Below are 25,965 nucleotides of genomic sequence, written 5' to 3'. Positions count from 1 at the left end.
CGGACGGCAGGGGTGATGTCCGCGCACGGTGCTCGACCGTAGGCTGACCGGGTGAGTACCGGAACGGTTGACCTGGAGAGCTTGCGACATCACGGCGATGTCGAAGCGGAGCCCGGGTTACTCGATTTTGCCGTCAACGTTCAAGGCTCCGGCCCACCGAAGTGGTTGCGGGATCGGCTGGCCGCAGGACTGTCCACGCTCGGTTCGTACCCGTCGGCTGCAGCGGAACTGAAAGCCCGCGAAACCGTCGCGCATCGGCACGGGCGACGGCCCGAAGAGGTGTTGTTGCTCTCGGGCGGTGCCGAGGGATTCGCGATGCTGCCGCGCCTGGGCTCTCGGTCGGCAGCGCTGATCCATCCGTCCTTCACCGAGCCGGAACTGGCGCTGCGAGAGGCCGGTGTACCGGTGACGCAGGTGATTCTGGAGCCGCCTTTCGCGCTTCGGGCCGCGCAGGTACCAGAATCCGCGGACCTTGTCGTTCTGGGCAATCCGACCAATCCGACGTCCGTGCTTCACCCCAAGGCCGATGTGTTGGAGTTGCGTCGGCCGGGCCGGATCCTGGTGGTGGACGAGGCATTCGGCGACGCGATCCCCGGCGAAGCGGAGAGCATCGCAGGTGTCGAGTCGGCGGATGTACTGGTGCTTCGGAGCCTGACCAAGACGTGGGCACTCGCCGGATTGCGGTGTGGGTACGCGATCGGCTCTCCGGATCTTCTCGCTCGATTGGCTCACGGCCGAGCCCACTGGCCATTGGGCAGTCTGCAGATCGAGGCCATCACGGCGTGCTGCGAACCGTTCGCGGTCGAGCAGTCGAGGATCAAAGCCGAAGCGATTGCGGCAGACCGCCAAGACATGTCCCGGCGACTGACCGAGATCGGGATTGCCGTGCACGAACCCGCTGCGGGGCCGTTCGTGCTCATCGACGTCCGCGACGGCGCCTCGATGCGAGAGCACCTGCGAGCCCGCGGTATCGCCGTTCGCCGGTGCGACACCTTTCCCGGACTCGGGCCCGATCAGTTGCGCGTTGCCGTCCGTCCAGCCGAGCAGGTCTCGGTACTGATCGAAGCGATGAAGGAGATCTTGTGAGCGGCCCAACTCTTGCGGACGTCATAGCTGTGCTGGAATCTGCTTATCCGCCCGCCCTGGCGGAATCGTGGGATTCGGTCGGTCTGGTCTGCGGCGATCCTGCGGACGCGGTGACGAGAGTGATTTTCGCGGTGGATCCGACCGAGGCAGTGGTCGACGACGCCATCGCCTCCGGTGCCGACCTTCTGGTCGTTCACCATCCACTTCTGCTGCGTGGGGTGGACACCGTCGGTGCTCACACACCCAAAGGTGCGTTGGTCCACAAGCTCATCAAGGCGGGGTGCGCACTGTTCTCGGCGCACACCAATGCGGACTCCGCCGACCCTGGAGTGTCCGACGCGTTGGCGCAGGCTCTGGGCCTGACCGTGCTGCGCCCGATCGAACCCAAGCCGACGCAGCCGCTCGACAAGTGGGTCGTCATGGTTCCGGTGGAGAATGCATCGGCCGTGCAGGATGCACTTTTCGAGGCCGGGGCTGGGCGGATCGGCGACTACAGCCAGTGCAGTTGGACGGTCACCGGTACGGGTCAGTTCTTGCCAGCCGACGGTGCGAATCCGACGATCGGGACTGTCGGCGCTGTGGAGCAGGTTCGCGAGGATCGTGTGGAAGTGATTGCCCCACGCGGAAAGCGAAGTGCGGTGCTGGGCGCATTGCGTGCCGCCCACCCGTACGAGGAACCAGCCTTCGATGTCTTCGAACTCGCAGCGTTCCCCAGTTCGCTCGGTCTGGGGCGGGTGGGTGAGCTCGAGCACCCCGAAACATTGCGAGAGTTCACGGCGCGAGTGGCGCGCTCACTGCCCTCGACCGAGTGGGGTGTTCGCGCTGCCGGAGATCCGGACGCGACCGTTCGTATCGTGGCGGTGTGCGGCGGTTCCGGCGACTCGTATCTGGACGTGGTGGCGGCGCTGGGCGCCGACGTCTACGTCACTGCGGACCTGCGGCATCATCCCGCGGACGAGCATCTTCGTGCCGGTGGCCCGGCACTGGTCGACGTCGCCCATTGGGCTAGTGAATACCCGTGGTGTGCGCAGGCGAAATCGGTGCTCGACGCCGCGTTTGCCGACAATCCGGGGTGGGAAAGCCGGGTTTCGACAATTCGCACCGATCCGTGGTGTTTGAGTGCGCATTAGTGCAGCGCTCTGCAAGGTACGGTTGCACGAACAATTCAAGAGCAGTTCTTCGAGAGCCGTCCTTCGCGAGCACTGCCGACATCGGACTTACAGCAGGAGTTATACAGCGTGAACGTCGAACCACAGGTGCAATCCAAGCTTCTCGACCTCGCCGGGGTGGATGCTGAGCTCACTCGGATCACCCACCGACGCGGAGCGCTTCCCGAGCAGAAGGAAGTCGAACGTCTCGAGGCCGAGCGAATCAGCCGTAAAGATGCGTCCGTAGCCGTCGAAATCCAGATCGACGACATCGATCGCGACATCCGCAAGCTCGAAGGCGAGGTCGACGCGGTTCGTCAGCGCGAGGATCGTGACCGCACTCTGTTGCAGAGTGGGTCGGTCGGGGCGAAGCAGCTCACCGAACTCGAACACGAACTCGGCAGCCTGGTCAGGCGTCAGGGGCTCCTCGAGGACGAGTTGCTCGAAGTGATGGAGCAGCGTGAGGCGTTGCAGGCCGATCACGATCATGCCGGTGCCCAGCTGTCCCAGGCCGAAGAAGAGCTGATCGACGCCAAGCGTCGCCGCGACGACGCCGTCGCCGATCTGGACAAGGCGCAAGAGCGTTGCGCCGCCGATCGTGAACGACTTGTCGGTGAATTCCCCGCCGATTTCCTTGCTGTCTACGAGAAGCAGCGCACCCTGGGCGGACCGGGCGCGGCGCTTCTGCAGGCACGCCGATGTGGCGCTTGCCGGATCGAGATCGACCGCGGCGAGATCTCCCGAATCGCCGCGACACCGGCCGACGTCGTCGTTCGTTGCCCAGAGTGCAATGCAATCATGGTGCGTACCAAGGAGTCCGGTCTGTGACTCCCACGCAGGTCATCGTCGAGGCCGACGGTGGATCGCGCGGCAACCCCGGCCCGGCCGGCTACGGCGCCGTGGTCTTCGACTCCACCCGCTCGGTGTTGGCCGAACGCAAGGAAAGCATCGGAATAGCGACCAACAACGTCGCCGAGTACCGCGGGCTGATCGCAGGGTTGACCGCTGCCGGTGAACTCGGAGCGTCGACGGTCGACGTCCGTATGGACTCCAAGCTGGTCGTCGAGCAGATGTCCGGGCGCTGGAAGGTCAAGCACCCGGACATGATTCCGCTGCAGCGACGCGCAGCCGAGTTGGCGACGCAGTTCTCGCGAGTGACCTACACGTGGATTCCGCGCGGCGAGAATTCTCATGCCGATCGTCTTGCCAACGAGGCGATGGACGCTGCTGCCGGCATCGAAACCGCGACCCCCGCACCAGCTGCACCCGCCGCGCCGTCAGAAGAGACGTCGGAACCGCAGATCGCCGGCTCTCCGGGATGGATCGCCACCACCGGCAAGCCGACACGAATGTTGTTGCTACGTCACGGACAGACAGCGATGTCGGTCGATCGCCGCTACTCCGGACGCGGCAATCCTGAGCTCACGGAATTGGGCCGCGCGCAGGCCGCCGGCGCGGCTGCACGCTTCGGGAACCGCGGCGGTATCGACGCCATCGTCTGCTCACCCCTCGGCAGGACCCGTGAGACGGCAGAGGCATCGGCCCGCGTGCTCGGTCTTCCCGTCGTCGAGCACAAAGGTTTGATCGAAACCGATTTCGGCGACTGGGACGGACTCACCTTCCGCGAGGCAGCCGAGCGCGATCCGGACCTGCATCGCGAATGGCTCTCGGACACTTCTGTGCGCCCACCCGGCGGCGAGAGTTTCGACGAGGTACGAGAACGAGTCGTCGCCGCGCGTGACGACCTGATCTCGACCTACGGCGGCGCGACGCTGTTGGTCGTTTCTCACGTCACCCCGATCAAGACGTTGGTGCAGCTGGCCCTCGATGCCGGGCCGTCGTTGCTGTACCGGTTGCATCTGGATCTGGCGTCGCTGAGTATCACCGAGTTCTATCCAGACGGGGGAGCCTCGGTCCGGTTGGTCAACGACACGTCACATCTTCGCTGAAAATGCCCCGACTGCTGATCAGCCGTTGATCAGATCACCAACCACAGGGCACTCACGGCGGCGAGCAGCGTCAGGGGCGTCGTGATGACCCCGAGCAGAGTGAACGTCGCAAGCGTGGGCGGTGCACCCGCGCTGGTGGCAACTCGTCGCCAGAGCATTGTCGCGAGAGAGCCCACGTAGGTGAGGTTGGGCCCGAGGTTGACGCCGATCAACATCGCGAGCACCAGGCCTGGAGGTGCTCCCGTCCCGAGCGCCGCGATCATCAGCAAGGTTGCCGGCAGGTTATTGACGAGGTTGGACGCGAGCGCGGCGACCACGGCGACGAATAGCAGTGATCCGTAGCTGGTGTCGCCTGGCAGGATCTGCGCAATCCATTCTCCCACCGGCCCGTTCGCGACTCCGGCGACGATGATCCCGAGAACCAGGACGAACGCGCAGAACCAGAGGTCGGCAGCGTAGAGCATCTTGGCGGCGGTCGTACGGTGCCGAGCCAGAGCGATCGCTCCCAGAACACTCGCACCCACCACAGCGATCCAGGCGGGTTCGATCCCGAAGAAACCCGAAACCGCGAAACCGACCAGCGTCAGTCCGATCACCGCCAGCGGCAGACTCGGCGCAGGCGAGGAAGTTTTACTTGCCGGTGGCTCTGTGTTTTCCGAGCGGACGAGTTCGGAACGGAAGAACAGTCGGAAGATCAGATATTCGACAGCGATCGTCACGACCCACGGCAACGCCATCAACGCGGTGAAGTGCAAGAACGTCAAACCTGTTGCAGCAAAAGCGATGAGGTTGGTCAGGTTCGACACCGGCAGAAGCGTCGACGCCGAGTTCGACAGGTGCGCACTGGCATACGAATGGGGCCGCGGACTTGCTCCGATGGATCGTGCGGCCGCGATCACTGCGGGTGTCAGAAGTACGACGGTGGCGTCGAGGCTCAGGACCGCGGTGGTCAGGGCAGCCGCGCCGAATACGTAAATCAGCAACCGGTGCGGATCGGCGAGGGATTTTTGCTGCAGGATCTGGCTGACCCAGCGAAAGACGCCGAGAGCGTCCGCGGCATGAGCGAGAACCAGCACGGCAACCAGGAAGACGACGGTGGGTGCCATGCTCGTCAGTTCTTCGCGGGCTTCGTCGAGAGTGACGACACCGGTCAGGAGAACGACGACAGCTGCCGGCCCGGCGATGACGATCTCGGGAAGCCCACGTGGACGCACTATCGCGAAGACGAGGACGACGGCGACGAGCAGGATCGGTAGAAGAGTCACGCGCTGGTGCTCCGTGTCGGGGCGAGCGTCATTTGAGCAGTTTGTAGAGCGTGTTCAGGTTTCGGGTTGTGGTGAACGCCTTGAACTTCGGTTTTCCGGTGTTCCGGCCGAACGCGCTCTTGACGGTCTGCCCCTTCTCGACCTCCCAGTACAGGACTCCGTCGCCGGCCACCACGCGTTCGACCGAGGCATCGAGTTGCGCTGCCGCAGCACTCAATTCCTCGAGGATTTCCGGCTCGGAGGCAACCATCGCGTAAGCATGCCAACCCTCGCGTTCTCGGTCGAACGGGTAGTTGTCCACGATCGCTTGCAGCGTCGGAATGTCGAGGACGAATACCCAAGCCTCGTAGCCGAACTCGCGGGCGAGGGCAGATTCGATCTGTTTCTTCAGCGACGAGATGTCGGTGCTCGGACTGTCGAACAGAACGTTGCCCGAGGCCAGGACGGTTTTCACGCCTTGGAATCCGAGGTCGCCGAAGACTCTCGCCAGGTCCGCCATCTTGATGTTGATGCCGCCCACGTTGATACCGCGTAGCAGGGCCACGTACCGAGTCATAAGGTGACCATAGTGCCGGCCACCGACAGGCGCCCGGTAGCATACGGGGGCGGACGAGTTGGCCGGGCGGCCGCGGCTTCTGGAACCAGCGTGTACCACGCACAGGCCTGGGGCCGAGGAAAGTCCGGACTCCACAGAGCAGGGCGGTTGTTAACGGCAACCCGAGGCAACTCGCGGGACAGTGCCACAGAAAACAGACCGCCTGCCTTTCGAGGCAGGTAAGGGTGAAACGGTGCGGTAAGAGCGCACCAGCACCTCGGGTGACCGGGGTGGCTAGGTAAACCCCGCCCGGAGCAAGGTTGAAGGTCGCATCGCTCGCGGTGCGGCTGCGCAGGTGTTCGAGGGCTGCTCGCCCGAGCCTGCGGGTGAACCGCTCGAGGCACCCGGCGACGGTGTGCCCAGATGGATGGTCGCCACTCGGCACTTCGGTGCCGCAGGACAGGATCCGGCTTACACGCCGACTCGTCCGCCCGCGATCTGCACAGTGAGAAAAGAAGACCCCCACCGGATCGGTGGGGGTCTTCTCTTGTTCGAAAAGCTGTCAGACAGGCTTGATGACCAGCAGCGTAGCCCAGTACGTTGCCGCGTCATGGCCCATGAGCGGGAGGAGGTAATCGTAAAGAATTGCGGACATGCGCACTCCATTTTCTGTTCGTAGCTTGTGTTGGGCATTCAAGCAGAACTCACCGTTCGAATGTCCGGTTCTCACCTGCCAGGCCAAGTAGAAAGAATATCAGTCTCACAGCGATCTACAAGCTTCTATCTCACTCTGATGTCACACTGTGGATATGACTGATGAAGATCGACTCTGGTACTTCGACGTGTCCGACGGTTCCGTCACGCAGGGAAAGGGCGCGTCCTCGTTGACGAGGATGGGGCCGTACCCTGATCGGGACTCTGCCGAGCATGCATTGAAGATCGCTGCCGAACGCAACAAAGCCGCCGATCGGGCAGACGAAGACTGGAACAACTGAGACTTGGAACAACTGGGACTCGAACAACTGGGACCGGTACAGCTGCTACACCGGCCCGAACCGATCATGGAGGATGCGTGCCCGCAAGTCGAATGATGGTGCAGGGAATCGACTTCGGAGTGGTTCGGGCGGAGTTCGACTTGCCGGGAGCATTCTCGGCCGCGGCGCAGGCCGAGGCCGAGAATGCCGTGGATCGTTTCGGTGTCGGGCGCGTCGACGAAACGGGTATCGCCTTCGTGACCATCGACCCTCCCGGATCGATGGACCTCGACCAGGCAGTGCACATCGAGAAGACCTCGACCGGGTACGTCGTGCACTACGCGATCGCCGACGTCGCGGCGGTGGTGACGCCGGGCGGTGCGCTCGACGTCGAAACCCGCAAGCGTGGCCAAACCTTCTATCTCCCGGACGGTTCCGTTCCGCTGCATCCTCGGGCGTTGTCGGAGGGATCGGCGAGTCTGCTGCCGGACGTGGTTCGCCCCGCAGCACTGTGGCGTATCGAGTTGGACGCCCAGGCCGAGCCCACGTCATGGCAGGTGAGACGCGCTCTGGTGAAATCGGTGGCGCGTCTGGATTATTCGACCGTGCAACGTGACGCCGACGCGGGCACCTTGCATCCGTCGATCGCCGCACTACCGGAATTCGGACGATTGCGCAGTGCCTCGGCGGTTGCCAGGGGCGCCATCGAGCTGAAACTGCCCGAGCAGTCAGTGGTTCGGGATCAGCCAGAGGACGAGTCCTCGGCTCGCTGGCGGATCGAGCTCGAGCCACGCACCGAAGCGGACGACTGGAACGCAGAAGTGTCGCTGCTGACCGGGATGTGTGCCGGCCGCATGATGATCGACGCAGGTATCGGGCTGCTTCGCACGCTGCCGCCGGCCGAGGAGTCCGCGGTTCGCACCCTGCGGAGAACTGCAGTGGCGCTGGGTATCACGTGGCGGGAGGGTCGAAGCGTCGGGCAGATTCTTGCCGGACTCGATTCCAACGAGCCGTCGACGATGGCGCTGATGTCGGTTGCGCCGTCGTTGCTGCGCGGCGCAGACTACGCGGCCTTCGACGGCCAGCTACCGGAGTTGACGGTGCATGCGGGGATCGGAGCGCCCTACGCTCATGTGACGGCTCCACTGCGCCGGCTGTCCGATCGCTTCAGCACCGAGGTGTGTCTGGCGATCACAGCTGGTACGCCAGTACCGGAATGGGTGCGCACCGCCCTTCCCGAGTTGCCCGACATCATGAGTGGGTCCGACTCACTGGCGAACAAGGTCGACCGCGCGTGCATCGATCTGACCGAGTCCACGCTGCTCGACGGTCGGGTCGGCGAGGTCTTCGACGCGGTGGTGATGCGCGCCAAGGACGGAAAGCGCTCGGCGGAAGTGTTTGTCCCGTCGGTCGCAGTGATTGCGAAATGCGTCGGAACGCCCGACGACGGTGAGCGCGCAAAGGTGCGACTCACCGCCGTCGACACGGTCAAACGGACGGTGGAATTCACGTTCCCGGCGTAGGGCGCTACCGGTACGAATCGGTGGCTTCCACCAAGTGATGTGCGATGCCGGGCTCCATCGCGGAGTGTCCCGCGTCGTCGACGATCACGAGCTTGGATTCGGGCCACGCCTTGTGCAGCGCCCAGGCGCTGGTGGCGGGGCAGACGACGTCGTAGCGGCCCTGGACGATCGTCCCCGGAATGCCGTGCAGTGCGGAGCTTTTGCGTAGGAGCTGGCCCTCGTCGAAGAATCCGCCGTTGACGAAGTAGTGGTTCTCGATACGAGCGAAGGCCAAGGCGAACCTGGTCTCGGAGTTCTGTTCGATCTTGTCCGCCTGGGGGTACAGGTAGCTCGTCGATCCTTCCCAAGCCGACCAGGCGATCGCTGCCCGGGCCGCGACGTCGGGGTCTTCGGAATGGAGCAGTTGGTGATAGACCGCGACGAGGTCTTCGCCGCGGTGCGCCTCGGGTACCGGTTCGAGGAATTTGTCCCAGCGCTCCGGGAAGATGTTTCCCGCGCCGCCGTTGTAGTACCAGTCGATCTCGCTACGACGCAGGAGAAAGATCCCGCGCAGAACCAGTTCCGTGACGCGCGTGGGAAACGTTTCGGCGTAGGCGATGGAAAGCGTGGAACCCCAGGACCCCCCGAATACCATCCACTTGTCGATCGAGAGATGTTCGCGCAGGGCTTCGATGTCGGCCAGCAGCTTGTCCGTGGTGTTCACCGACAGGTCGGCGCCGTCGGCAACGTGCGGGGTGGATCGCCCGCAGCCGCGCTGGTCGAGTAGAACGATGCGATATGCGGCCGGATCGAAGAACTGGCGTATCGCCGGTTGTGCACCGCCACCGGGGCCACCGTGCAGGAACACCACCGGCTTGCCGTCCGGATTTCCGCTGACTTCCCAGTACATGCTCTGGCCGTCACCGACGTCGAGGAAGCCGGTGACAAAGGGTTCGATCGGGGGATAGAGACTCCTCAGAGCCGACGGCGGTGCTGACGTTTCGCTCATCAGAAGCCCACCAGCCCGGAGGCGAGATCGGGGATCTCGAGTGCGGAAATCGCGCCGCTTCGGACGTCCGGGCATGCGGCCGAGGTTGCCGCGTCGATGCTTTCGCGGTTCTGGGCGAGATCGAGCAGGTTGATGCCGTTCTGCGTCGCCCACGTGATGACGATCGTGTTCAGTCCGCCCTTGCCGAGCGTCGGGGTGACGGTCCGCCAGTTCTGCAGCTGCCCTTCCATATCCGAACACAACTGCTGGACCTGAGCGTCGGTGAACGTCGAACCGGACGCGGAGGTTGTTGCCGGCGCCGTCTTGGTGGAACTCGCGGGCGTAGTGCTGCTGGGCGCGGGAGAGTTGGTGGACCCTCCCGCGCATCCGCTCAGCACCGTGACGAGAGCTGCCGCGCCGACTACAGCTGCGGCAGTAGAACTTCGACGGTTACCGATCATTGAACGCACCCCTGGCTGGTTGAGAGACAGGCGGCGTTCGCCGGTCTCGGATCAGAAACTGTGTTCTGCGGCCGGGAAAGCGCCAGTGCGAACTTCTGATGCATAGGCGGCGGCTGCGGAACGCAGTTCGTCACCGACGTTACCGAAACGCTTGACGAACTTGGCTGTCTTACCGCTCGTGTAACCCGCCATGTCCTGCCAGACGAGTACCTGAGCGTCGCATTCGGAACCGGCCCCGATGCCGACGGTGGGGATGGTGAGTTTGCGGCTGACCTGGCCCGCGATCTCGGCCGGAACCATTTCCATGACGACGGAGAACGCTCCGGCTTCCTGGACTGCAATGGCGTCCGCCACAAGCTGCTCGGCCGCGTCGCCGCGACCCTGGACGCGGAATCCGCCGAGCGAGTTCACGCTCTGCGGGGTGAATCCGACGTGAGCCATGACGGGGATGCCGGCCGAGGTGATAGCCGCGATCTGCTTGCTCATCCGCTCGCCGCCCTCGAGTTTGACGGCGTGCGCGAGGCCTTCCTTCATGAACCGTGTCGCAGTCGCAAGGGCCTGCTCGGCGGAACCCTCGTAGGTGCCGAAGGGGAGGTCGGCGACGACGAGTGCGTGCGGGGCGCCGCGAACCACGCCACGCACGAGCGGGAGCAGTTCGTCGACGGTGATCGGCACGGTGGTGTCGTAGCCGTAGACGACGTTGGCGGCAGAGTCGCCGACGAGCAGCACCGGGATGCCTGCGTCTTCGAAGATGCGTGCCGTGGAGTAGTCGTAAGCGGTGAGCATCGACCAGCGTTCGCCGTTCTGCTTCATCTCGGCGAGGTGGTGAATGCGCGTCTTACGCTTCGGTGCATCAGTAGAGCTTGCAGTGGGTACAGAACCATAGAGAGGTGTTTCGGACATCGTTGTCCCTTTCTGGCCTCGAGGCCCTGAGCGTTGATCGCCTTCGGGTCCCCGGGTGTGGGTGATGACGTGTTCAGTCTGCCACCGGACATCGCCGACACGAATAGTTGACGGGGTGCAATGGGTCACATCGCCGCGTGCCTGTCAGTTAGGTGCCGAACCGAGGCGAACCGCTGGCTACCGAGGTTTCCTGGCACCATCAATGGCATGTCGAAGTTCGTTCGCCTCTCCGGTGCCCTCGCCGGAAGCGCAGCAGTGCTCGTGTTGGTTGTCGGTTGCACCAGTTCGGAAGGCACGCCCGAATCAGTGGAACCTGCTGGTTCTGCCGCGTCCGCGGTGCCGTCCGGCCTCGAGAAATTCTACGAGCAGACGCTCGACTGGGGTTCGTGCGACCAATTTGTCGAAGAAGGAACTGCGCCGCTGGGGCGTGGGGTCGACTGCGCCGAGGTGAGCGTTCCCGTCGACTACGCGAATCCGAACGGCGACACCGCGAAGGTGGTGATCTCGCGTTCGAAGGCAACCGGCGACCGCATCGGCTCACTGTTGCTGAACCCCGGCGGGCCGGGTGGGTCCGGGCTGTCGATGGCGACATCGGGTTCGGGCACCGAACTGCAGGAACGTTTCGACATGATCGGCTTCGATCCGCGGGGGATCGGGGCATCGACCCCGCAGGTTCGGTGTTTGACGCCGGAGGAGACCGACGCGGAGCGTGCGGAGGTCAACGTCGACATGACGCCGGAGGGCATCGCTCTCGCCGAGGCGGACAGCAAGGACTACGCCGCCAAGTGCGCTGAGCGGACCGGTACGGAGTTCCTCGCTCATGTCAGTACCTACGAGGTGGTGCGAGATATGGACGTCATTCGGGGCGTTCTCGGCGATCCGAAGATGAACTACCTCGGGTTCTCGTACGGGACCCGGCTCGGATCCACGTACGCGGAAACCTTTCCGCAGAACGTCCGAGCGATGGTCCTCGACGGCGCGCTCGACCCCGAGCAGGATCCGGTCGACGAAGTGGTCTTGCAGGGGCAGGGCTTCCAAGGCGCGTTCGACGCCTTTGTCGCCGACTGTGTCTCGCGAACGGATTGCCCGCTGGGTGATGATCCGGCGCAGGCGCAGGCACGCTTCCAGGCACTCGTCGATCCGTTGATCGAGAAGCCGGCACAGACCACCGATCCGCGCGGGCTGAGTTATTCCGACGCGATCACGGGCGTGCAGCAGGCTCTGTATTCGCCACAGTTGTGGACGCCGCTGCGTGGGGGTCTGTCGAGTCTGGCCGACGGACGCGGCGACTCGCTGCTCAATCTCGCCGACATGTACGAAGGCCGTGAGGATGACGGCAGCTACTCCAACATCAACGACGCGTTCAACGCCATTCGCTGCGTGGACGATCCGGCAACCACCGACCGCGCCGAGGCCGGCGAATCCGACACTCGGTACCGCGAGGCGGCGCCGTTCCTCGACGACGGCCGCGGGACGGGTCAAGCGCCGCTCGACCTGTGCGCGTTCTGGCCCGTTCCGGCTACCGGCAGCCCCCACGCGCTCGACCCCCAGGCGCTCGCCGATGCCGGCCTGCCTCAGTTGGTCGTCGTCTCCACGACGCAGGATCCGGCAACGCCGTATCAGGCCGGAGTGGATCTCGCCAAGCAGTTGGGCGCTGCCCTGATCACGTTCGACGGAACCCAACACACGGTGGTTCTGGACGGAAACTCCTGCGTCGACGATGCCGTCGTCGACTACTTCGTTTACTTGAAGGCACCGGAAGAGGGTCTGACATGTTAACCGGCGCGACGCCGTACGCTGCGCCTATTCGATGGTGACCAATCACTCTGTTAACCGGGACCACTGATGTAACACAGATTTAACGTGGCTTGCTTAGTCTCGCGTGCATGGATCGCCAAAAAGAATTCGTGCTTCGTACCCTGGAAGAGCGCGACATTCGGTTTGTCCGCTTGTGGTTCACCGATGTTCTCGGGTACCTCAAATCGGTGGCGATCGCCCCCGCCGAACTCGAAGGCGCCTTCGAGGAGGGAATCGGATTCGACGGTTCCGCCATCGAGGGATTCTCACGAGTCTCCGAAGCCGACACCGTCGCTCGGCCCGACGCCTCGACATTCCAGATCCTGCCGTGGGCCCACAAGGACGGTGCGCAACATTCCGCGCGCATGTTCTGCGACATCACGATGCCCGACGGTTCGCCGTCGTGGGCCGATCCGCGCCACGTACTGCGTCGCCAGTTGAGCAAGGCCAGCGACTTGGGCTTCAGCTGCTACGTCCACCCGGAAATCGAGTTCTTCCTTCTGGAGAACGGCCCGATCGACGGCACTCCGCCGATCCCGGCCGACTCGGGCGGATACTTCGACCAGGCCGTGCACGATTCGGCTCCGAATTTCCGCCGCCACGCCATCGACGCACTCGAGTCGATGGGCATCTCGGTCGAGTTCAGTCACCACGAGGCCGCGCCGGGTCAGCAGGAGATCGATCTGCGCTACGCCGACGCACTCTCGATGGCCGACAACGTCATGACGTTCCGATACGTCGTGAAGGAGGTCGCGATCGGTGAAGGCGTCCGGGCGAGCTTCATGCCCAAGCCGTTCAGTGATCAGGCCGGCTCCGCGATGCACACCCACATGAGCCTGTTCGAGGGCGACACGAACGCCTTCCACAATCCTGACGATCCGATGCAGCTCTCCGAGACCGGCAAGGCGTTCATCGCCGGCATCCTCGAGCACGCCAACGAGATCAGTGCGGTCACGAACCAGTGGGTCAACTCGTACAAGCGACTCGTCCACGGGGGAGAGGCACCCACTGCTGCGTCGTGGGGCCCGTCCAACCGATCGGCTCTCATTCGCGTCCCGATGTACACGCCCAACAAGGCGTCCTCGCGCCGCGTCGAGATCCGAAGCCCAGACTCGGCCTGCAACCCGTACCTGACTTTCGCGGTCCTGCTTGCTGCCGGTCTTCGCGGCATCGAGAAGGGCTACACCTTGCCGCCCGAGGCAGAAGACGACGTGTGGTCGTTGACCTCCGCCGAGCGCCGCGCCATGGGTTACAAGGAACTGCCGAGCAACTTGGACAGCGCTCTGCGCGAGATGGAGAAGTCGGAACTGGTGGCCGAAGCACTCGGCGAACACGTCTTCGATTTCTTCCTGCGCAACAAGCGTCGTGAGTGGGAGGAATACCGCAGCCACGTGACGCCGTTCGAGCTCAAGACCTACCTCGGTCTGTGACGGTGAAACCGCCCGCTGCGAGATCAGCAGTTCCAGGACCGGGTCGACTCGGGCTGGTCGAGCCCACCGCTGCCGACGAGTTGCGTCAGCTCGGTTGGGTCGACGCCGAGAGCATCGAACTCTTGTGGTCGCTTTCGCGTGCCGCGAATGCCGACCTCGCTCTGCGCACCCTTGTGCGGATCAAGGACGGGCTCGACGACGGGTGGCGCGAACTCGATCAGGCATTGCGCAAGGACAAAAGCCTGCGAGGCCGCTTGTTCGCACTCGTGGGTGCGTCGTCGGCCTTCGGCGATCACCTGGCCGCGGATCCGATCGGCTGGAAATTGCTCGACGGAACCGCTCTGCCGACCAAGGACGAGGCCACCGCAGCGTTGCTCGAGGCCGTGGGCGCCACCCTCGACGAGGGCGCTACCGAAGGCTCACTGACCTACCGCGCCACCCTGACCGGGCCGGAAGCTGTTGTTGCTCTGCGCAAGAGCTACAAGGACCAGCTGATGCTGCTGGCTGCGGCTGATCTTGCGGCGACCGTCGAGAACGAACCAGTAGTTCCGTATCAGACTGTGGGTCACCAGCTTTCCGATCTCGCGGACGCTGCCCTGACCGCCGCACTGGCGGTGGCTATCGCAACGGTGTGCCCCGAGGGCAGTTGTCCGATCCGGCTCGCCGTGATCGCCATGGGCAAATGTGGTGCGCGCGAGCTGAACTACGTCTCCGACGTCGACGTCGTGTTCGTCGCCGAACCGGCCGATGCGACGGCCAGCCGCGTTGCCGGCGAGATGATGCGTATCGGTACTTCCGCATTCTTCGAGGTCGATGCTGCGCTGCGCCCCGAAGGCAAGCGCGGAGAACTGGTTCGCTCCCTCGAATCCCACATCACGTACTACAAGCGCTGGGCCAAGACCTGGGAGTTCCAGGCACTGCTCAAGGCTCGTCCGATGGCCGGCGACATGGAGCTCGGTCGCCAGTACTCCGAGGCGATGAGCCCGATGGTGTGGATCGCCTCCGAGCGCGAGGACTTCGTCCCCGAAGTCCAGGCCATGCGTCGACGCGTCGAGGAAATGGTTCCCCCCGAACTGCGTGAGCGTGAACTCAAACTCGGCCGCGGAAGTTTGCGCGACGTCGAATTTGCCGTCCAACTCCTGCAATTGGTGCACGGGCGCGCCGACAGTTCGTTGCATGTCCAGAGCACGGTCGATGCACTGACCGCATTGGCGGCGGGTGGATACGTCGGCCGCGACGACGCCGCCAACCTGACTGCGTCGTACGAATTCCTGCGCCTGCTCGAGCACCGTCTGCAGTTGCAGAAGCTCAAGCGCACACACACCCTGCCGCCGCCGGACGACGAGGAAGCGCTGCGTTGGCTGGCCCGCGCCGCGCACATGCGGCCAGACGGTCGGCTGGATTCCCTGGGAGTCCTGCGCGCCGAGATCAAGCGGAATTCGCATCGGATTCGCCGCCTGCACGCCAAGTTGTTCTACCGCCCGCTTCTCGAATCGGTGGCGCGGATGGACAAGGAAGCGCTGGTCCTGGGACCAGAAGCCGCGGTTCGGCAGTTGGCCGCTCTGGGTTACACGGCACCCGAGCATGCTCTCGGGCATCTGACTGCACTGACGAGTGGCGCTTCACGCAAGGGTCGCATTCAAGCGCTCCTGTTGCCGACTCTGCTCGAATCACTCGCGGACACACCGGATCCCGATGCAGGTCTGCTCGCTTACCGCAGGCTCTCGGACGCGCTCGTCGACCAGACGTGGTTCCTGCGCCTGCTCCGCGACGAGGCTGCGGTGGCCGAGCGTCTGATGACCGTGCTGGGCTCGTCGGCGTACCTACCCGACCTGCTCATCAAGGCTCCCGACGTGATTCGCTTGTTCGCGGATTCGCCGAGTGGACCGCGCCTTGTCGAGCCGAAGCCCGAGGACGTCGCTCGCGGAATACTCACCGCCTCCGGCCGACACAGTGATCCCAATCGTGCTGTTGCCGCGGCCCGCTCGCTGCGGCGACACGAACTTGCGCGCATCGCTTCGGCCGACATCCTCGGCATGCTCGATGTTCCCGCCGTCTGCAAGGCGCTGTCCTCGGTGTGGGCCGCGGTGCTCAATGCATCGCTCTCCGCGGTGATCAAGGCCAGCGTCACTGAACTCGGGACCGAGGCGCCGGCCAGTTTCTCCGTCATCGGCATGGGCCGACTCGGCGGCGGCGAACTCGGCTATGGATCCGATGCGGACGTGCTGTTCGTGTGCGAACCCCGCGAGGGCGTCGACGAGACCGTTGCGGTCAAGTGGGCCAACAGCATTGCCGACAAGGTGCGCAAGCTTCTCGGGGCACCGAGCACGGATCCTCCGCTCGAAGTCGACACCGGATTGCGTCCGGAAGGCCGCAACGGACCGATGGTTCGCACGCTCGAGTCGTACGACGCGTACTACGCGAAGTGGGCTCAGGCGTGGGAGATTCAAGCGCTGCTTCGTGCGCACCCGGTTGCCGGTGATCCTGAACTGGGACTGCGGTTCCTGCACATGATCGACAAGACGCGCTACCCCGAAGGCGGCGTCAGTGACGCGGCGGTGCGCGAGATCCGGCGCATCAAGGCGCGCGTCGATTCCGAAAGGCTCCCGCGCGGAGCCGATCCGGCGACGCACACCAAACTGGGTCGCGGTGGCTTGGCCGACATCGAGTGGACTGTGCAATTGCTGCAGCTGCGCCACGCCGACAAGATCGAGTCGCTGCACAACACGTCGACGCTCGAGACTCTCGACGCCATCGGCGCCGCGGAACTGCTCAGCGAAGGTGACGTCGAACTGCTGCGTGACGCCTGGATCACCGCGACGAAGGCACGCAACTGCCTCGTTCTGGTGCGAGGCAAGCCGACCGATCAGCTTCCCGGCCCGGGCCGTGTTCTCGCGGCGGTGGCGCAGGTCGCTGGATACGGCGACGACGCAGGGGAGTTCCTCGACAACTACCTGCGCATCACACGACGGGCAAAAGCTGTGGTGGAGAGGGTCTTCGGCGGGGAGTAGCGTTTTCGCTCAGTCCTGCCGAACCGGCGCGTTAGCGGCGAACTTGCGGACTTCGGCGTCCTGCCACACGTGGGCGGGAACGCCGCCGCCGAGTAACTCGCGCGCGAGCGCGGGTTGCCCGCCGATCGGTACGTCGCTGCCCGCGATGATCATGTTGCCGTAGCGACGGCCCTTGAGCATCGCGGGATCGGCGATGATCGCCATGTGTTCGAACTGCGCACCGATCGTTGCGGCTTCACTGCGCGCGCCCTGAAGATCCGGGGTGTCGCCGCAGTTGACGATGTAGATACCGCCCGGTGCCAGCACGCGTCGTACGTGGGTGGTGAATTGCGCTGTTGTCAGCGGAGTCGGAGTTGTGTTGCCGGCAAAGACATCTCGAATCACGACGTCTCGGGTGGACTCGGTGAGAGTTTCGGTGACGGCGCGGGCTTCACCGACACGAATGCGCAGCAGCGGTGCGCGCGGTAGGTCGAACCAATCGCGCACCAGTTCGGCCAGGGCGCCGTCGATTTCGACAACCACCTGACGCGCGTCGGGGTAAGTGGCGGCGAAGTACCTGGCCATGGAGCAGGCTCCGCCGCCGAGATGCAGAACCCGCAGACGCTCGGTCTTGTCACGTTCGGAATCGACCAGATGCGCGATCCACCGCATGTACTCGAAATCGAGCACCGTCGGATCTGTGACGTTCACGTGGGAACTGGGCACTCCGTTGATCTGGATGATCCAGCTGTCGTCGGAGTACTGGTCGCGGACAAGTTCGCACGTCCCGGTATCGATCGGAAAAGTACCGGCGACGGGACCGGACTCGCCTCGCTCGGGAGTACCGCTGCGAGTTCTTGTCTTGCGAGTTCCCTTGGCCACTGTGTTGATACTAGCCGTGCGCGTTTCCGGTAGCGCCGAGTACCAAAAGGGCGCACGGACCGGCGGTATTCTCGAGTAGTTTCAGGCACACTCGTAGGTGGAGTGTGATCGGCGACACAAATGCCGGCGCGTTCTTTCGTCGTCCGTGCATCACGAAGAATTTCGAGGAGTGCAGGTGAAGGTCAAGGCAGCGGTAGTCAAGGCGCCAGGTCAGGCATGGGAGATCGAAGAGGTCGAGCTGGGGGACCCCGTCTCGGGTGAGGTACAGGTCCGACTCGCCGCATCGGGGCTGTGCCATTCGGACGAACATTTGCGTACGGGCGCCAGCCCGCTGCCCTTCTACCCGGCCTTGGGCGGGCACGAAGGCGCCGGAGTGGTGACGAAGGTCGGCCCGGGTGTCGCGAGCGTCGAAGAAGGCGACCACGTGGTTCTCGCCTTCATCCCGGCGTGCGGACGTTGTCCGTCTTGCGCGAAGGGTCTGCAGAACATCTGCGACGAGGGAGCCGGCCTGTTGACCGGGCAGGCGATCTCCGACAAGACGTACCGCGTCACCCTCAACGACGAGCCGGTCATCCAGATGTGCCTGCTCGGAACATTTTCGCCGTACGTGACCGTCAACGAGGCGTCGGTGATCAAGATCGAGAAGGACATCCCGCTCGACAAGGCGGCCTTGCTCGGCTGCGGTGTTGCCACCGGTTGGGGATCGGCCACCGCGATCGGTGGAGCCAAGGTCGGTGACACGGTGGTGGTCGTCGGCGTCGGCGGCGTCGGAATCAACTCGGTGCAGGGTGCGGCGTCAGCCGGAGCACGATTTGTGATCGCGATCGATCCCGTCGAGTTCAAGCGCGACAAGGCAAAGGAATTCGGCGCCACACACACGTTTGCCTTCCTCGAGGAAGCGCTACCGGTGATCGGCGAGATCACCTGGGGCAAGATGGCCGACGTCACCGTGATCACCGTGGGCGAGATTCACGGCGACATCATTCAGCCCGCGCTCAGCGCGACGGGCAAGGGCGGGCAGGTCGTGGTCGTCGGAATGGGGCACTACGCGGATTCGCAGGTGACGCTCAGCCTCTTCGAGCTGACCCTTCTACAGAAGCGTTTGCAGGGAGCCATCTTCGGCGGGGTAGGACCACGGTCCCAGATTCCCAAGTTGCTCGATCACTACCGAAGCGGCGCACTCAAACTCGACGAGTTGGTGACCAAGACCTACAAGCTCGAGGAGATCAACGAGGGTTACGCCGACATGCTCGAGGGAAAGAACCTGCGCGGAATGATCGTCTACACGGAGGACGATTACTGATCGTTCCCCCTCTGACTGAAGGGTCCGGCCCGACACCACACTTCGTGGTGTCGGGCCGGAGTCTTCTGCCCCCATGCAGATTTCTGTCGATCGATGAGTCGACTGCCCCCGTAGTGGGCACTCGCAGAGTGAGGAAACCGGGCGCCGCGTCCAGACCTCAGTCCACGACTCGACAGAGAAGAGCAGAACATGCCCTACATCACCACTTCCGACGGAACCGAGATCTACTACACCGAGCACGGCGTCGGCCGGCCGATCGTCCTCAGCCACGGGTGGCCGCTGAGTTCTGACGCGTGGCAGGTCGAGATGAAGCTGTTCGCCGACGCCGGATACCGGACCATCGCGCACGATCGTCGAGGGCACGGTCGCTCGTCGAAGACGTACACCGGCAACGACATGGATACATATGCCAAGGACCTGGCTGAGCTGATCGACACACTCGACCTGAAAGACCTGATCCTGGTGGGCCATTCGACCGGCGGCGGGGAAGTGGTCCGTTACGCGGCGCAGCACGGCAAGGGGCGCGTGGACAAGGTGATCACCGCCGGCGCCGTTCCGCCGATCATGGTCAAGTCGGACAGCAACCCCGAAGGCACACCGATCGAGGTGTTCGACGGCATTCGTGAGGGAGTTCTGCGAGATCGATCGCAGTTCTACAAGGATCTCAGCGAGAGCTTCTACGGCGCGAACCGCGAAGGGTCCGACGTCTCGCAAGGGGCGAAGGACGACTTCTGGCGACAGGGGATGTTGGTCAACCTCGCCGCGGCCTACGACTGCGTCAAGGCATTCTCGGAGACCGATCAGACCTCCGATCTCGAAGCCATCGACGTTCCGTTCCTCATCGCTCAGGGCGACGACGATCAGATCGTGCCGATCGGCGCAGCGGCGGAGAAGGCGATCAAGCTGGTGAAGAAGGGCACGCTGAAGGTATATCCGGGCGCACCGCACGGAATTTACGGCTCGTATCAGCAGACCCTGGACCGGGACATCCTTGCCTTCATCGAGGACTGACGTCAGCGATTCGGAAGGATAAGAGTCGAAAGGATCAAAGGCCATGTCCACACACGTTGCCTCGCTGCGCGATGGTCCCAGTGTCTTCGAGAACGAACTCGGATCGATCTCGCAACTCGACACGAGTTCGTTGCCGATCCTGTCCGGTCTGTCGATCAAACGAATTGTTCTCGGCCCCGGCGCGATCCGCGAACCACAATGGAACGTCAACGCGAACCAGATCGCGTACGTCACCAGCGGAACCGTGCTCGTCTCGATGTTGGGCAATGCCGACGAGTTCGCCAGTTTCGTGGTGCGAACGGGGCAGATGTATCACGTCGAATCCGGCGCGATTTATCACATCGAGAATGTCGGAGGGGAGGAGACGGAGATCATCGCTGCCCTGCGGACGTCTCTCCCGCAGCACTTTTCGTTGCAGAGTAGCGTCAGCGCAATGTCGAACGCGGTGCTCGGCAATACCTACGACCTCGCCGCGTCAGCCTTCGACGTCTTCGGTAGGGCCGATGCGTCCCAGATAGTTCGGCGGGACGGCGCCGCCGTCGTTCCCGATACCGCCGGCTTTCCCAACGCGCATCTCTTCGATCTCGACGGCCAGATCGCGCCTCTCGCATACCCGTACGGACAGGCGAAAGTGGCGCGCAAGCAGTATTGGGCGGCGCTGGACGATCTTTCGATGTACTCGTTGACTATTCGCGAGAGTGGAATGCGTGAGCCACACTGGCATCCCGTCACTGCCGAAATGGGATACGTGCATCGTGGTCACGGGCGGATGACGGTCCTCGATCCGGTCGGTTCGCTCGACACCTACCTACTGGAGCCCGGTCAGGTGTATTTCGTTCCGCGTGCCTATCCCCATCACATCGAGGTTCTAGGTGACGAGGACATCAACTTCCTCATCTTCTTCGACCAGCCGACGCCGGGCGACATAGGCTACCGTGCAACGGCTTCCGCGTTCTCGCGCGGCGTTCTCTCGGCCTCGTTCGGTGTTCCGGAACGCGATCTGCCGCAATTTCCTTTCACGCCGGTCGATCCGCTCATCGTCTCGCGTAACAATCCGATCGACCGCCAGCACTGACCGGCAAGGACGCCCATCATGACCGACTCGCTGATCGTGACCGATCACGGTACGACGCTCGACTTCACGTACGACGATGCTCTGCGCTATCACGGGCCGCAGGCACCGGGAGGCGTGGCGCATGCCTGCAAAGTCCTCGAGCGCGCACTCGGTGTGCTCGGCGGGGAAGGCTCCGTCGAGCGTCGCGAGTTGGTCGTCACCACTGCACACGGCGGACCAGGAGTGCGCGACGCGTTCGAGTTGGTCACGCGCGCAGTGACCGAAGGGCGGTACACCGTCGACAGTTCCCTGGCCCGGCCTGAACGAGGAAATACGCTCGCACTGTATGTCTTTCGGGTCGGCTATCGCGGCGCGAGCGCCACGCTGACTGTTCGGGAGGGATTTGTCGTCGACGAGTTGATCACTCTCTCCCGCAAGACTGACCGGACAGCCGAAGACGAGTCACGGCTGACAGTGCTCAAACAGGAGATGGCGGACCGAGTGATGTCGAGCCCGGCCGAGAGCGTGTACGACGTCGAGATCGGCACGCTCCCCGCCTGACTGACGGCGGCATAGGCGTCGGTATGCAGAACTCTGGGCTGTCTGGAGTCAGCGGCTGGCGAACATCCTTATCCGCTGGTCGCGACTGCGCTCGAGATGGTTGCGCATGTGGCCACGCGCGGACGATTCGTCCCTGGCGCGGATGGCGTTCAGGATCTCTTGATGTTCCGAATTGAGCAGGTCCGGTTCGCCGTAGTTCGACGGCGGGCCGCTGTCGTAGATTCGCAATTGGGTGGTGAGGCGGATCAGCAGTGAGGTGATCGTGGAATTGTGGGCGGCCTGCCAGAGGGCCTCGTGAAACTTGAAGTTCCCGGAACGCACCTCGGTGCCTTCGGTTGCAGTGCAGCAGAACTCGTGTAATCCGTCCAGGCGAGCAAGGTCGAGATCGCTGTGGCGTAGTGCCGCGGCGCCTGCCGCTTCCGATTCGAGGGCTACCCGCGCCGCGTAGATCTCGATGACGTCCTCGGGTGTGCCGGAACGGACACGAAAACCGCGAGCGGCTCGTTCGAGTAGTCCGTCGTGTGCGAGCCAGTTGAGTGCTTCCCGGATCGGGGTGCGGGATGCGCCGTACGATTCGCATAATTGAGTCTCGTGCAGCGGAGCGCCCTGGGGGAACTTGCCGGCCAGGATGTCGGCTCGCAGGCGCAGGTACTGCCGCGAGGTCTGATCGGACCGGCCGAGCGCAGCCTCCGGCACCAGCAGATCGGTGGTGCTCGTATCGGCGTCGAGATCCATGTGTCCCCATTCCTGTGCATGCAAGTAGAGCGCGTTCGATTATGCCATCGACGACGAGTGAGTACTTGCGTATACGCTAGTACTCATTTAGGTTCGTGCTTGTTCGTTTCCGAGGGAGAGGGTCCGAAGTGGCTGGAGAGACCGCGTCGCCGCTGGTGAGTGCCGTTGAACTCGACGCGATGCTGCGTGAGGGAGGCGTCGCCGTGCTCGACGCGACGGTTCATTTTCCTCCCGCGCGATTTGACGGCGACTACCGCCCGGAATCCGGGTACGGCGGCTGGGTCTCCTCGCACATCCCGGGTTCGCGACATGTCGACCTCCTGGACGTCTTCTCCGAAAGGGAAGCGGCGCTGCATTTCACACGCCCGCCAACGGAGCAGTTGGTTTCCGATCTCCAATCCAGTGGTATCGAGCCGGGCGCGACAATCGTGATCTACGACCAGGGATCGACCACCTGGGCATCACGGCTCTGGTGGGTGTTTCGCAACGCCGGCATCGAAGCAAGAGTTCTCGACGGTGGCCTCGCCGAATGGACTCGACGCGGCTTCACGCTCGCGAGCGGCGACGACGGAACCCACACGTCGGCGTCGACGCGTTGGAGCGTGACGGATCTGGGTCTGTGGGTCGATTTACCTCGCGTTGCGTCGCTGTCCAGCGGAGGCGAAGCCGGAAAGCTGGTGTGCGCTCTCGCGCCTGAGCAGTACGAGGGAACCGAGAAGACGCGATACTCGCGACGCGGACACATTCCGTCAAGCGTGAATCTGTCCGCGAAGAGTCTTCTCGACTCCGACTCCAGGATGCTTCCGGTCGAGAAAGTCTTGTCGAAATCGGCCGACGTTCTACCAACCGCCACCGGCCCTGTCGTGATCTATTGCGGTGGCGGAGTTTCGGCGTGTTTGACCGCACTTGCGCTGATCCGCAGCGGCTACGCGGACGTCAAAGTCTACGACGGTTCGTTGGAGGAATGGACTGCAGATCCGGTTTTGCCGATGGTTGTCGGCAGTGAGCCCGGTGGCGCGAATCCGGATGTGCGATGTCCGCGGTCCTGAATCGCCGCAGTCCCCAAATACCTCCCGTCCTGAAGGAATTCTCATGTCTGACACTGTCTCTGTCGAAACCGTCGCGTCGGCGATCGACGCACTCCGCGATCAGGTACCGCTTGTCCAGTCGCTGACGAACATCGTTTCGGCGAACTTCTTGACCAATGTTCTGCTCGCTGCCGGCGCAAGCAACGCTCACATCGACAACGTTCATGAAGCGGGTGGGTTCGCTGCCGTCGCCGGGGGAGTGCTCGTCAACCTCGGAACGCCGGACGACGGGACAGCCGAAGCCTTCCTGATTTCCGCAGAAGCGGCCCGAACTGCCGGTACGCCATGGGTTTTGGATCCAGTCGGTGTCGGCGGACTACCCTGGCGGAGCGGTATCGCTGTGGATCTGCTGCGCTTTCACCCCAGCGCCATCCGCGGGAACGCATCGGAGATCATCGCTCTGGCCGGACTCGGGGGTGACACCCGCGGCGTCGACAGTGCCTCGGACTCCGCCGACGCAGTGCCCGCCGCTCTGTCACTTCTGAAGCATGCGGATGCCGTGTCGGCATCAGGCCCGGTCGACTACATCGTCGGCCGCGATGGTGGCGGCGACGTTCGGGGCATCCGAGTCTCCGGTGGCAGCGCTCTGTTGCCGCGCGTGACCAGTACCGGTTGCTCTCTGGGAGGCCTGGTCGCTGCCTACCTCGCCGTTACGCCGACCGCGCTGGACGGATTGGTTGCCGCGCATACGCACGTTGCCGTGGCATCGGAGATCGCCGAGGAAAATGCCTCAGGTCCTGGTTCTTTCGCGGTCGCGTACCTCGACGCGCTCTACACCGTGAATGCGGACACCATCCGCTCACGTGCCCGAATCGAATCGTTCGACCTGCCGGCTGGAGTGCAGAACTGATGGGCGTCAAGACATTCTGGTATCTCACCCAGGCCGACGGGGACTACCCGTGGAGCCCCGGTGGGCTGTTCCCCGTGGACGGGGCCAGGCAGATCGAGCTCGCGAAGACCATCGACGACGGCGGATTCGAAGGTGCGCTTGTTGCCACCTGGCCGAACGATCCGTTCATTTCGGCGACGTGGGCGGCAGCGCACACCACGCGCATGAAGTTCCTCGTCGCCGTCTACGCGAACATGACGCCGGCGCGACTGCTGGCGGAGAAGGCATTGACTTTCGACGCCTTCAGCGGTGGCCGACTGTTGATCAACTCGGTCAACGGACGCGAGAACATCCTGACCAAGTACGACATGAACGTGCCCCACGACGACCGTTACGAGTTGGGGGAGCAGTACTGGGCGGACTTCCGCCGCATCTACGCCGAAGGCACGGAGTCGAACTTTCCCAACACACCACTGCGTATCGATGCGCCCGCTGGGCATCAGGTTCCGCTGTGGGGTACCGGTGATTCGCCTGCAGGCCTGGCGAATTCAGGCAAGGTGCTCGACACCTATCTGGCGATGTTGCGCGAGACTTCGTTCATCGAAGACAAATTCTCTGCCGCACGGGCGGCGGCGGAGGCAGCCGGGCGCGAGTTCACTGACTTCGGTGCGCTGACCGGTGTGATCGTTCGCCCCACCAAGGCGCAGGCGCACGACCGGTTCCGTTCGTTGTTCGAGAAGACGGGCGTCGAGCAGATCGCTCATGTCTTGGACAACGCAGTGCGTCGTCGTACTCAGGGGAAGCAAGACCTCAAGACTTTCACCGCTCGCGACGCACAGCGGCAGGGCTGGGCGGACAAGATTGCTTCCGGCCGACTTCCGGAACCGGAGGAGTTGTACGTCGGTGACGGGCTGTACGCGGGTATCACAGCGTGGTCGCCTCTCGACATCTTCGGCACCGGGTCATCGGCGGTGTACTACGTCGGCGATCCGGATTCGATCACGGACTCGGTACGCACGCTTCGCGGCCGAACCGGTTTGACTGCACTGATCCTGGCAGGTTGGCCGCTGATCGAGGAAGCGAAGTGGGTTGCGGAGCATCTTGTTTCGCGATTCGACGAACTCAGCTGACTTCGCGCCGCAAGACAGTGGTACCGAGACCCAAAGTGTCGCGGAGAAATGCTGCGGCAGTGCCGATTTCATCGGCAGTGCAGTCGAGAAGGATCTTGACTTCCACGTCCTTCTTGTCGATGTCGGCAATAACGGCCATGGCAACAACGCCGTTGCCGACGGCAGAGCCTCGGAACAGATCGATCCCGTCGCCGTCCGCGCTGACGGTCCCGTCGAGATAGCCGTAATCGAGCGGATAAATCGCAGCGGGGTAACGCGGGTGTGCCGACCCTCGGGGGCGATCGATCACGACAGTTGACGTGGCAGCCAGGTGATCGAGGGCGGAGAACAGGTCTTCGCTCATC

Annotated in this window: 24 protein-coding genes and 1 other RNA gene; 17 read left to right on the top strand and 8 right to left on the bottom strand. The window is 63.7% G+C overall.

Annotated features, from left to right (window positions below):
- Positions 1 to 51: 51 nt before the first annotated feature.
- From cobC to GJB56_RS10465, 4 genes are all read left to right on the top strand, one after another.
- Complete coding sequence (cobC, locus tag GJB56_RS10480) at positions 52 to 1,086, top strand: Rv2231c family pyridoxal phosphate-dependent protein CobC (RefSeq protein ID WP_113683697.1); 1,035 nt, start codon at positions 52 to 54, stop codon at positions 1,084 to 1,086.
- The gene (locus GJB56_RS10475) at positions 1,083 to 2,216 is read left to right on the top strand and encodes a Nif3-like dinuclear metal center hexameric protein (protein WP_113683696.1); all 1,134 of its coding nucleotides are present in this window, start codon (positions 1,083 to 1,085) and stop codon (positions 2,214 to 2,216) included. Before cobC ends, GJB56_RS10475 begins: the two co-directional genes overlap by 4 nt.
- A gap of 108 nt (positions 2,217 to 2,324) precedes the next feature.
- A complete protein-coding gene (locus tag GJB56_RS10470) occupies positions 2,325 to 3,062 on the top strand; it encodes a zinc ribbon domain-containing protein (RefSeq protein WP_020908144.1) in 738 nt (245 codons plus the stop codon).
- Positions 3,059 to 4,183, top strand: coding sequence for a bifunctional RNase H/acid phosphatase (locus tag GJB56_RS10465; RefSeq protein ID WP_019748954.1), 1,125 nt, complete (start codon positions 3,059 to 3,061; stop codon positions 4,181 to 4,183). The genes GJB56_RS10470 and GJB56_RS10465 overlap by 4 nt, the downstream gene beginning before the upstream one ends.
- A gap of 29 nt (positions 4,184 to 4,212) precedes the next feature.
- Here the strand turns inward: GJB56_RS10465 and GJB56_RS10460 are convergent, their stop codons facing one another.
- Together GJB56_RS10460 and GJB56_RS10455 are read right to left on the bottom strand one after the other, a co-directional pair.
- On the bottom strand, positions 4,213 to 5,448 hold the full coding sequence (locus GJB56_RS10460) for an SLC13 family permease (protein ID WP_019748953.1): 1,236 nt from the start codon (positions 5,446 to 5,448) through the stop codon (positions 4,213 to 4,215).
- 28 nt (positions 5,449 to 5,476) lie between these two features.
- Positions 5,477 to 6,004, bottom strand: coding sequence for a DUF1697 domain-containing protein (locus GJB56_RS10455; RefSeq protein ID WP_019748952.1), 528 nt, complete (start codon positions 6,002 to 6,004; stop codon positions 5,477 to 5,479).
- Between the two features lie 54 nt (positions 6,005 to 6,058).
- On the opposite strand from GJB56_RS10455, the gene rnpB reads away from it, so the two are divergent.
- From rnpB to GJB56_RS10440, 3 genes are all read left to right on the top strand, one after another.
- Positions 6,059 to 6,473: RNase P RNA component class A (rnpB, locus tag GJB56_RS10450), an RNA gene on the top strand.
- A 319-nt stretch (positions 6,474 to 6,792) separates the two neighbouring features.
- Positions 6,793 to 6,978, top strand: a complete 186-nt coding sequence (locus tag GJB56_RS10445; protein WP_007735457.1) for a hypothetical protein — start codon at positions 6,793 to 6,795, stop codon at positions 6,976 to 6,978.
- A 92-nt stretch (positions 6,979 to 7,070) separates the two neighbouring features.
- Positions 7,071 to 8,480, top strand: a complete 1,410-nt coding sequence (locus GJB56_RS10440; RefSeq protein WP_113683695.1) for an RNB domain-containing ribonuclease — start codon at positions 7,071 to 7,073, stop codon at positions 8,478 to 8,480.
- A gap of 4 nt (positions 8,481 to 8,484) precedes the next feature.
- Here the strand turns inward: GJB56_RS10440 and pip are convergent, their stop codons facing one another.
- The 3 genes from pip to panB are packed head-to-tail and all read right to left on the bottom strand — an operon-like array spanning position 8,485 to position 10,811.
- Complete coding sequence (gene pip / locus GJB56_RS10435; RefSeq protein ID WP_113683694.1) at positions 8,485 to 9,468, bottom strand: prolyl aminopeptidase; 984 nt, start codon at positions 9,466 to 9,468, stop codon at positions 8,485 to 8,487.
- A complete protein-coding gene (locus tag GJB56_RS10430; RefSeq protein ID WP_042445770.1) occupies positions 9,468 to 9,908 on the bottom strand; it encodes a hypothetical protein in 441 nt (146 codons plus the stop codon). The genes pip and GJB56_RS10430 overlap by 1 nt, the downstream gene beginning before the upstream one ends.
- A gap of 51 nt (positions 9,909 to 9,959) precedes the next feature.
- The gene (gene panB, locus GJB56_RS10425) at positions 9,960 to 10,811 is read right to left on the bottom strand and encodes a 3-methyl-2-oxobutanoate hydroxymethyltransferase (RefSeq protein ID WP_003941624.1); all 852 of its coding nucleotides are present in this window, start codon (positions 10,809 to 10,811) and stop codon (positions 9,960 to 9,962) included.
- A gap of 207 nt (positions 10,812 to 11,018) precedes the next feature.
- Here panB and GJB56_RS10420 point away from each other — a divergent pair, with 207 nt between their 5' ends.
- The 3 genes from GJB56_RS10420 (at position 11,019) to GJB56_RS10410 (ending at position 17,049) form a co-directional block, all read left to right on the top strand.
- Positions 11,019 to 12,590, top strand: a complete 1,572-nt coding sequence (locus GJB56_RS10420) for an alpha/beta hydrolase (RefSeq protein ID WP_113683693.1) — start codon at positions 11,019 to 11,021, stop codon at positions 12,588 to 12,590.
- 107 nt (positions 12,591 to 12,697) lie between these two features.
- Entirely contained in the window at positions 12,698 to 14,038 is a 1,341-nt protein-coding gene (locus tag GJB56_RS10415) for a glutamine synthetase family protein (RefSeq protein WP_003941637.1), read from the top strand.
- On the top strand, positions 14,035 to 17,049 hold the full coding sequence (locus GJB56_RS10410; protein WP_113683692.1) for a bifunctional [glutamine synthetase] adenylyltransferase/[glutamine synthetase]-adenylyl-L-tyrosine phosphorylase: 3,015 nt from the start codon (positions 14,035 to 14,037) through the stop codon (positions 17,047 to 17,049). The genes GJB56_RS10415 and GJB56_RS10410 overlap by 4 nt, the downstream gene beginning before the upstream one ends.
- A gap of 9 nt (positions 17,050 to 17,058) precedes the next feature.
- On the opposite strand, the gene GJB56_RS10405 is transcribed toward GJB56_RS10410, so the two are convergent.
- Positions 17,059 to 17,919, bottom strand: a complete 861-nt coding sequence (locus GJB56_RS10405; RefSeq protein WP_113683691.1) for a spermidine synthase — start codon at positions 17,917 to 17,919, stop codon at positions 17,059 to 17,061.
- A 166-nt stretch (positions 17,920 to 18,085) separates the two neighbouring features.
- Between GJB56_RS10405 and GJB56_RS10400 the strand changes: the two genes are divergently transcribed.
- The 4 genes from GJB56_RS10400 to GJB56_RS10385 all read left to right on the top strand — a co-directional run bounded on the left by GJB56_RS10400 (position 18,086) and on the right by GJB56_RS10385 (position 21,839).
- Positions 18,086 to 19,213 carry an NDMA-dependent alcohol dehydrogenase gene (locus tag GJB56_RS10400; protein ID WP_113683758.1) on the top strand — a complete coding sequence of 376 codons (1,128 nt, stop codon included), beginning with the start codon at positions 18,086 to 18,088 and terminating at the stop codon, positions 19,211 to 19,213.
- Positions 19,214 to 19,402: 189 nt separating this feature from the next.
- Positions 19,403 to 20,224 (top strand): alpha/beta fold hydrolase, encoded by an 822-nt coding sequence (locus GJB56_RS10395; RefSeq protein ID WP_113683690.1) that lies wholly within the window; start codon positions 19,403 to 19,405, stop codon positions 20,222 to 20,224.
- Positions 20,225 to 20,267: 43 nt separating this feature from the next.
- The gene (locus GJB56_RS10390) at positions 20,268 to 21,299 is read left to right on the top strand and encodes a cupin domain-containing protein (RefSeq protein ID WP_113683689.1); all 1,032 of its coding nucleotides are present in this window, start codon (positions 20,268 to 20,270) and stop codon (positions 21,297 to 21,299) included.
- Between the two features lie 18 nt (positions 21,300 to 21,317).
- Positions 21,318 to 21,839 (top strand): hypothetical protein, encoded by a 522-nt coding sequence (locus GJB56_RS10385; RefSeq protein WP_113683688.1) that lies wholly within the window; start codon positions 21,318 to 21,320, stop codon positions 21,837 to 21,839.
- A gap of 48 nt (positions 21,840 to 21,887) precedes the next feature.
- On the opposite strand, the gene GJB56_RS10380 is transcribed toward GJB56_RS10385, so the two are convergent.
- Positions 21,888 to 22,574: a GntR family transcriptional regulator gene (locus GJB56_RS10380; RefSeq protein ID WP_020969908.1), complete on the bottom strand. Its 687-nt coding sequence runs from the start codon at positions 22,572 to 22,574 to the stop codon at positions 21,888 to 21,890.
- A 128-nt stretch (positions 22,575 to 22,702) separates the two neighbouring features.
- Here GJB56_RS10380 and GJB56_RS10375 point away from each other — a divergent pair, with 128 nt between their 5' ends.
- The 3 genes from GJB56_RS10375 to GJB56_RS10365 are packed head-to-tail and all read left to right on the top strand — an operon-like array spanning position 22,703 to position 25,621.
- On the top strand, positions 22,703 to 23,623 hold the full coding sequence (locus GJB56_RS10375; RefSeq protein WP_113683687.1) for a sulfurtransferase: 921 nt from the start codon (positions 22,703 to 22,705) through the stop codon (positions 23,621 to 23,623).
- A gap of 43 nt (positions 23,624 to 23,666) precedes the next feature.
- Complete coding sequence (gene thiM, locus GJB56_RS10370; protein WP_113683686.1) at positions 23,667 to 24,512, top strand: hydroxyethylthiazole kinase; 846 nt, start codon at positions 23,667 to 23,669, stop codon at positions 24,510 to 24,512.
- A complete protein-coding gene (locus GJB56_RS10365) occupies positions 24,512 to 25,621 on the top strand; it encodes an LLM class flavin-dependent oxidoreductase (RefSeq protein ID WP_113683685.1) in 1,110 nt (369 codons plus the stop codon). The genes thiM and GJB56_RS10365 overlap by 1 nt, the downstream gene beginning before the upstream one ends.
- Here the strand turns inward: GJB56_RS10365 and GJB56_RS10360 are convergent.
- Positions 25,614 to 25,964, bottom strand: coding sequence for an inorganic pyrophosphatase (locus tag GJB56_RS10360; RefSeq protein ID WP_019748936.1), 351 nt, complete (start codon positions 25,962 to 25,964; stop codon positions 25,614 to 25,616). The genes GJB56_RS10365 and GJB56_RS10360 overlap by 8 nt on opposite strands.
- Position 25,965: the final 1 nt, after the last annotated feature.

This window comes from Rhodococcus sp. AQ5-07 (assembly GCF_009707305.1).
Classification (GTDB): domain Bacteria; phylum Actinomycetota; class Actinomycetes; order Mycobacteriales; family Mycobacteriaceae; genus Rhodococcus_F; species Rhodococcus_F erythropolis.
The sequence above is the reverse complement of the archived record's forward strand: the minus strand, read 5'-3'. Positions and strand labels throughout refer to the sequence as shown.

What these genes read in the sequence shown, in the direction of transcription:
- GJB56_RS10395 (WP_113683690.1), top strand. Translation starts at nt 19,403, where the DNA reads ATGCCCTACATCACCACTTCCGACGGAACCGAGATCTACTACACCGAG.
- pip (WP_113683694.1), bottom strand. Translation starts at nt 9,468, where the DNA reads ATGAGCGAAACGTCAGCACCGCCGTCGGCTCTGAGGAGTCTCTATCCC.
- thiM (WP_113683686.1), top strand. Translation starts at nt 23,667, where the DNA reads ATGTCTGACACTGTCTCTGTCGAAACCGTCGCGTCGGCGATCGACGCA.
- GJB56_RS10430 (WP_042445770.1), bottom strand. Translation starts at nt 9,908, where the DNA reads ATGATCGGTAACCGTCGAAGTTCTACTGCCGCAGCTGTAGTCGGCGCG.
- GJB56_RS10420 (WP_113683693.1), top strand. Translation starts at nt 11,019, where the DNA reads ATGTCGAAGTTCGTTCGCCTCTCCGGTGCCCTCGCCGGAAGCGCAGCA.
- GJB56_RS10445 (WP_007735457.1), top strand. Translation starts at nt 6,793, where the DNA reads ATGACTGATGAAGATCGACTCTGGTACTTCGACGTGTCCGACGGTTCC.
- GJB56_RS10365 (WP_113683685.1), top strand. Translation starts at nt 24,512, where the DNA reads ATGGGCGTCAAGACATTCTGGTATCTCACCCAGGCCGACGGGGACTAC.
- GJB56_RS10390 (WP_113683689.1), top strand. Translation starts at nt 20,268, where the DNA reads ATGTCCACACACGTTGCCTCGCTGCGCGATGGTCCCAGTGTCTTCGAG.
- GJB56_RS10360 (WP_019748936.1), bottom strand. Translation starts at nt 25,964, where the DNA reads ATGAGCGAAGACCTGTTCTCCGCCCTCGATCACCTGGCTGCCACGTCA.
- GJB56_RS10440 (WP_113683695.1), top strand. Translation starts at nt 7,071, where the DNA reads ATGATGGTGCAGGGAATCGACTTCGGAGTGGTTCGGGCGGAGTTCGAC.
- GJB56_RS10455 (WP_019748952.1), bottom strand. Translation starts at nt 6,004, where the DNA reads ATGACTCGGTACGTGGCCCTGCTACGCGGTATCAACGTGGGCGGCATC.
- panB (WP_003941624.1), bottom strand. Translation starts at nt 10,811, where the DNA reads ATGTCCGAAACACCTCTCTATGGTTCTGTACCCACTGCAAGCTCTACT.
- GJB56_RS10385 (WP_113683688.1), top strand. Translation starts at nt 21,318, where the DNA reads ATGACCGACTCGCTGATCGTGACCGATCACGGTACGACGCTCGACTTC.
- GJB56_RS10380 (WP_020969908.1), bottom strand. Translation starts at nt 22,574, where the DNA reads ATGGATCTCGACGCCGATACGAGCACCACCGATCTGCTGGTGCCGGAG.
- GJB56_RS10415 (WP_003941637.1), top strand. Translation starts at nt 12,698, where the DNA reads ATGGATCGCCAAAAAGAATTCGTGCTTCGTACCCTGGAAGAGCGCGAC.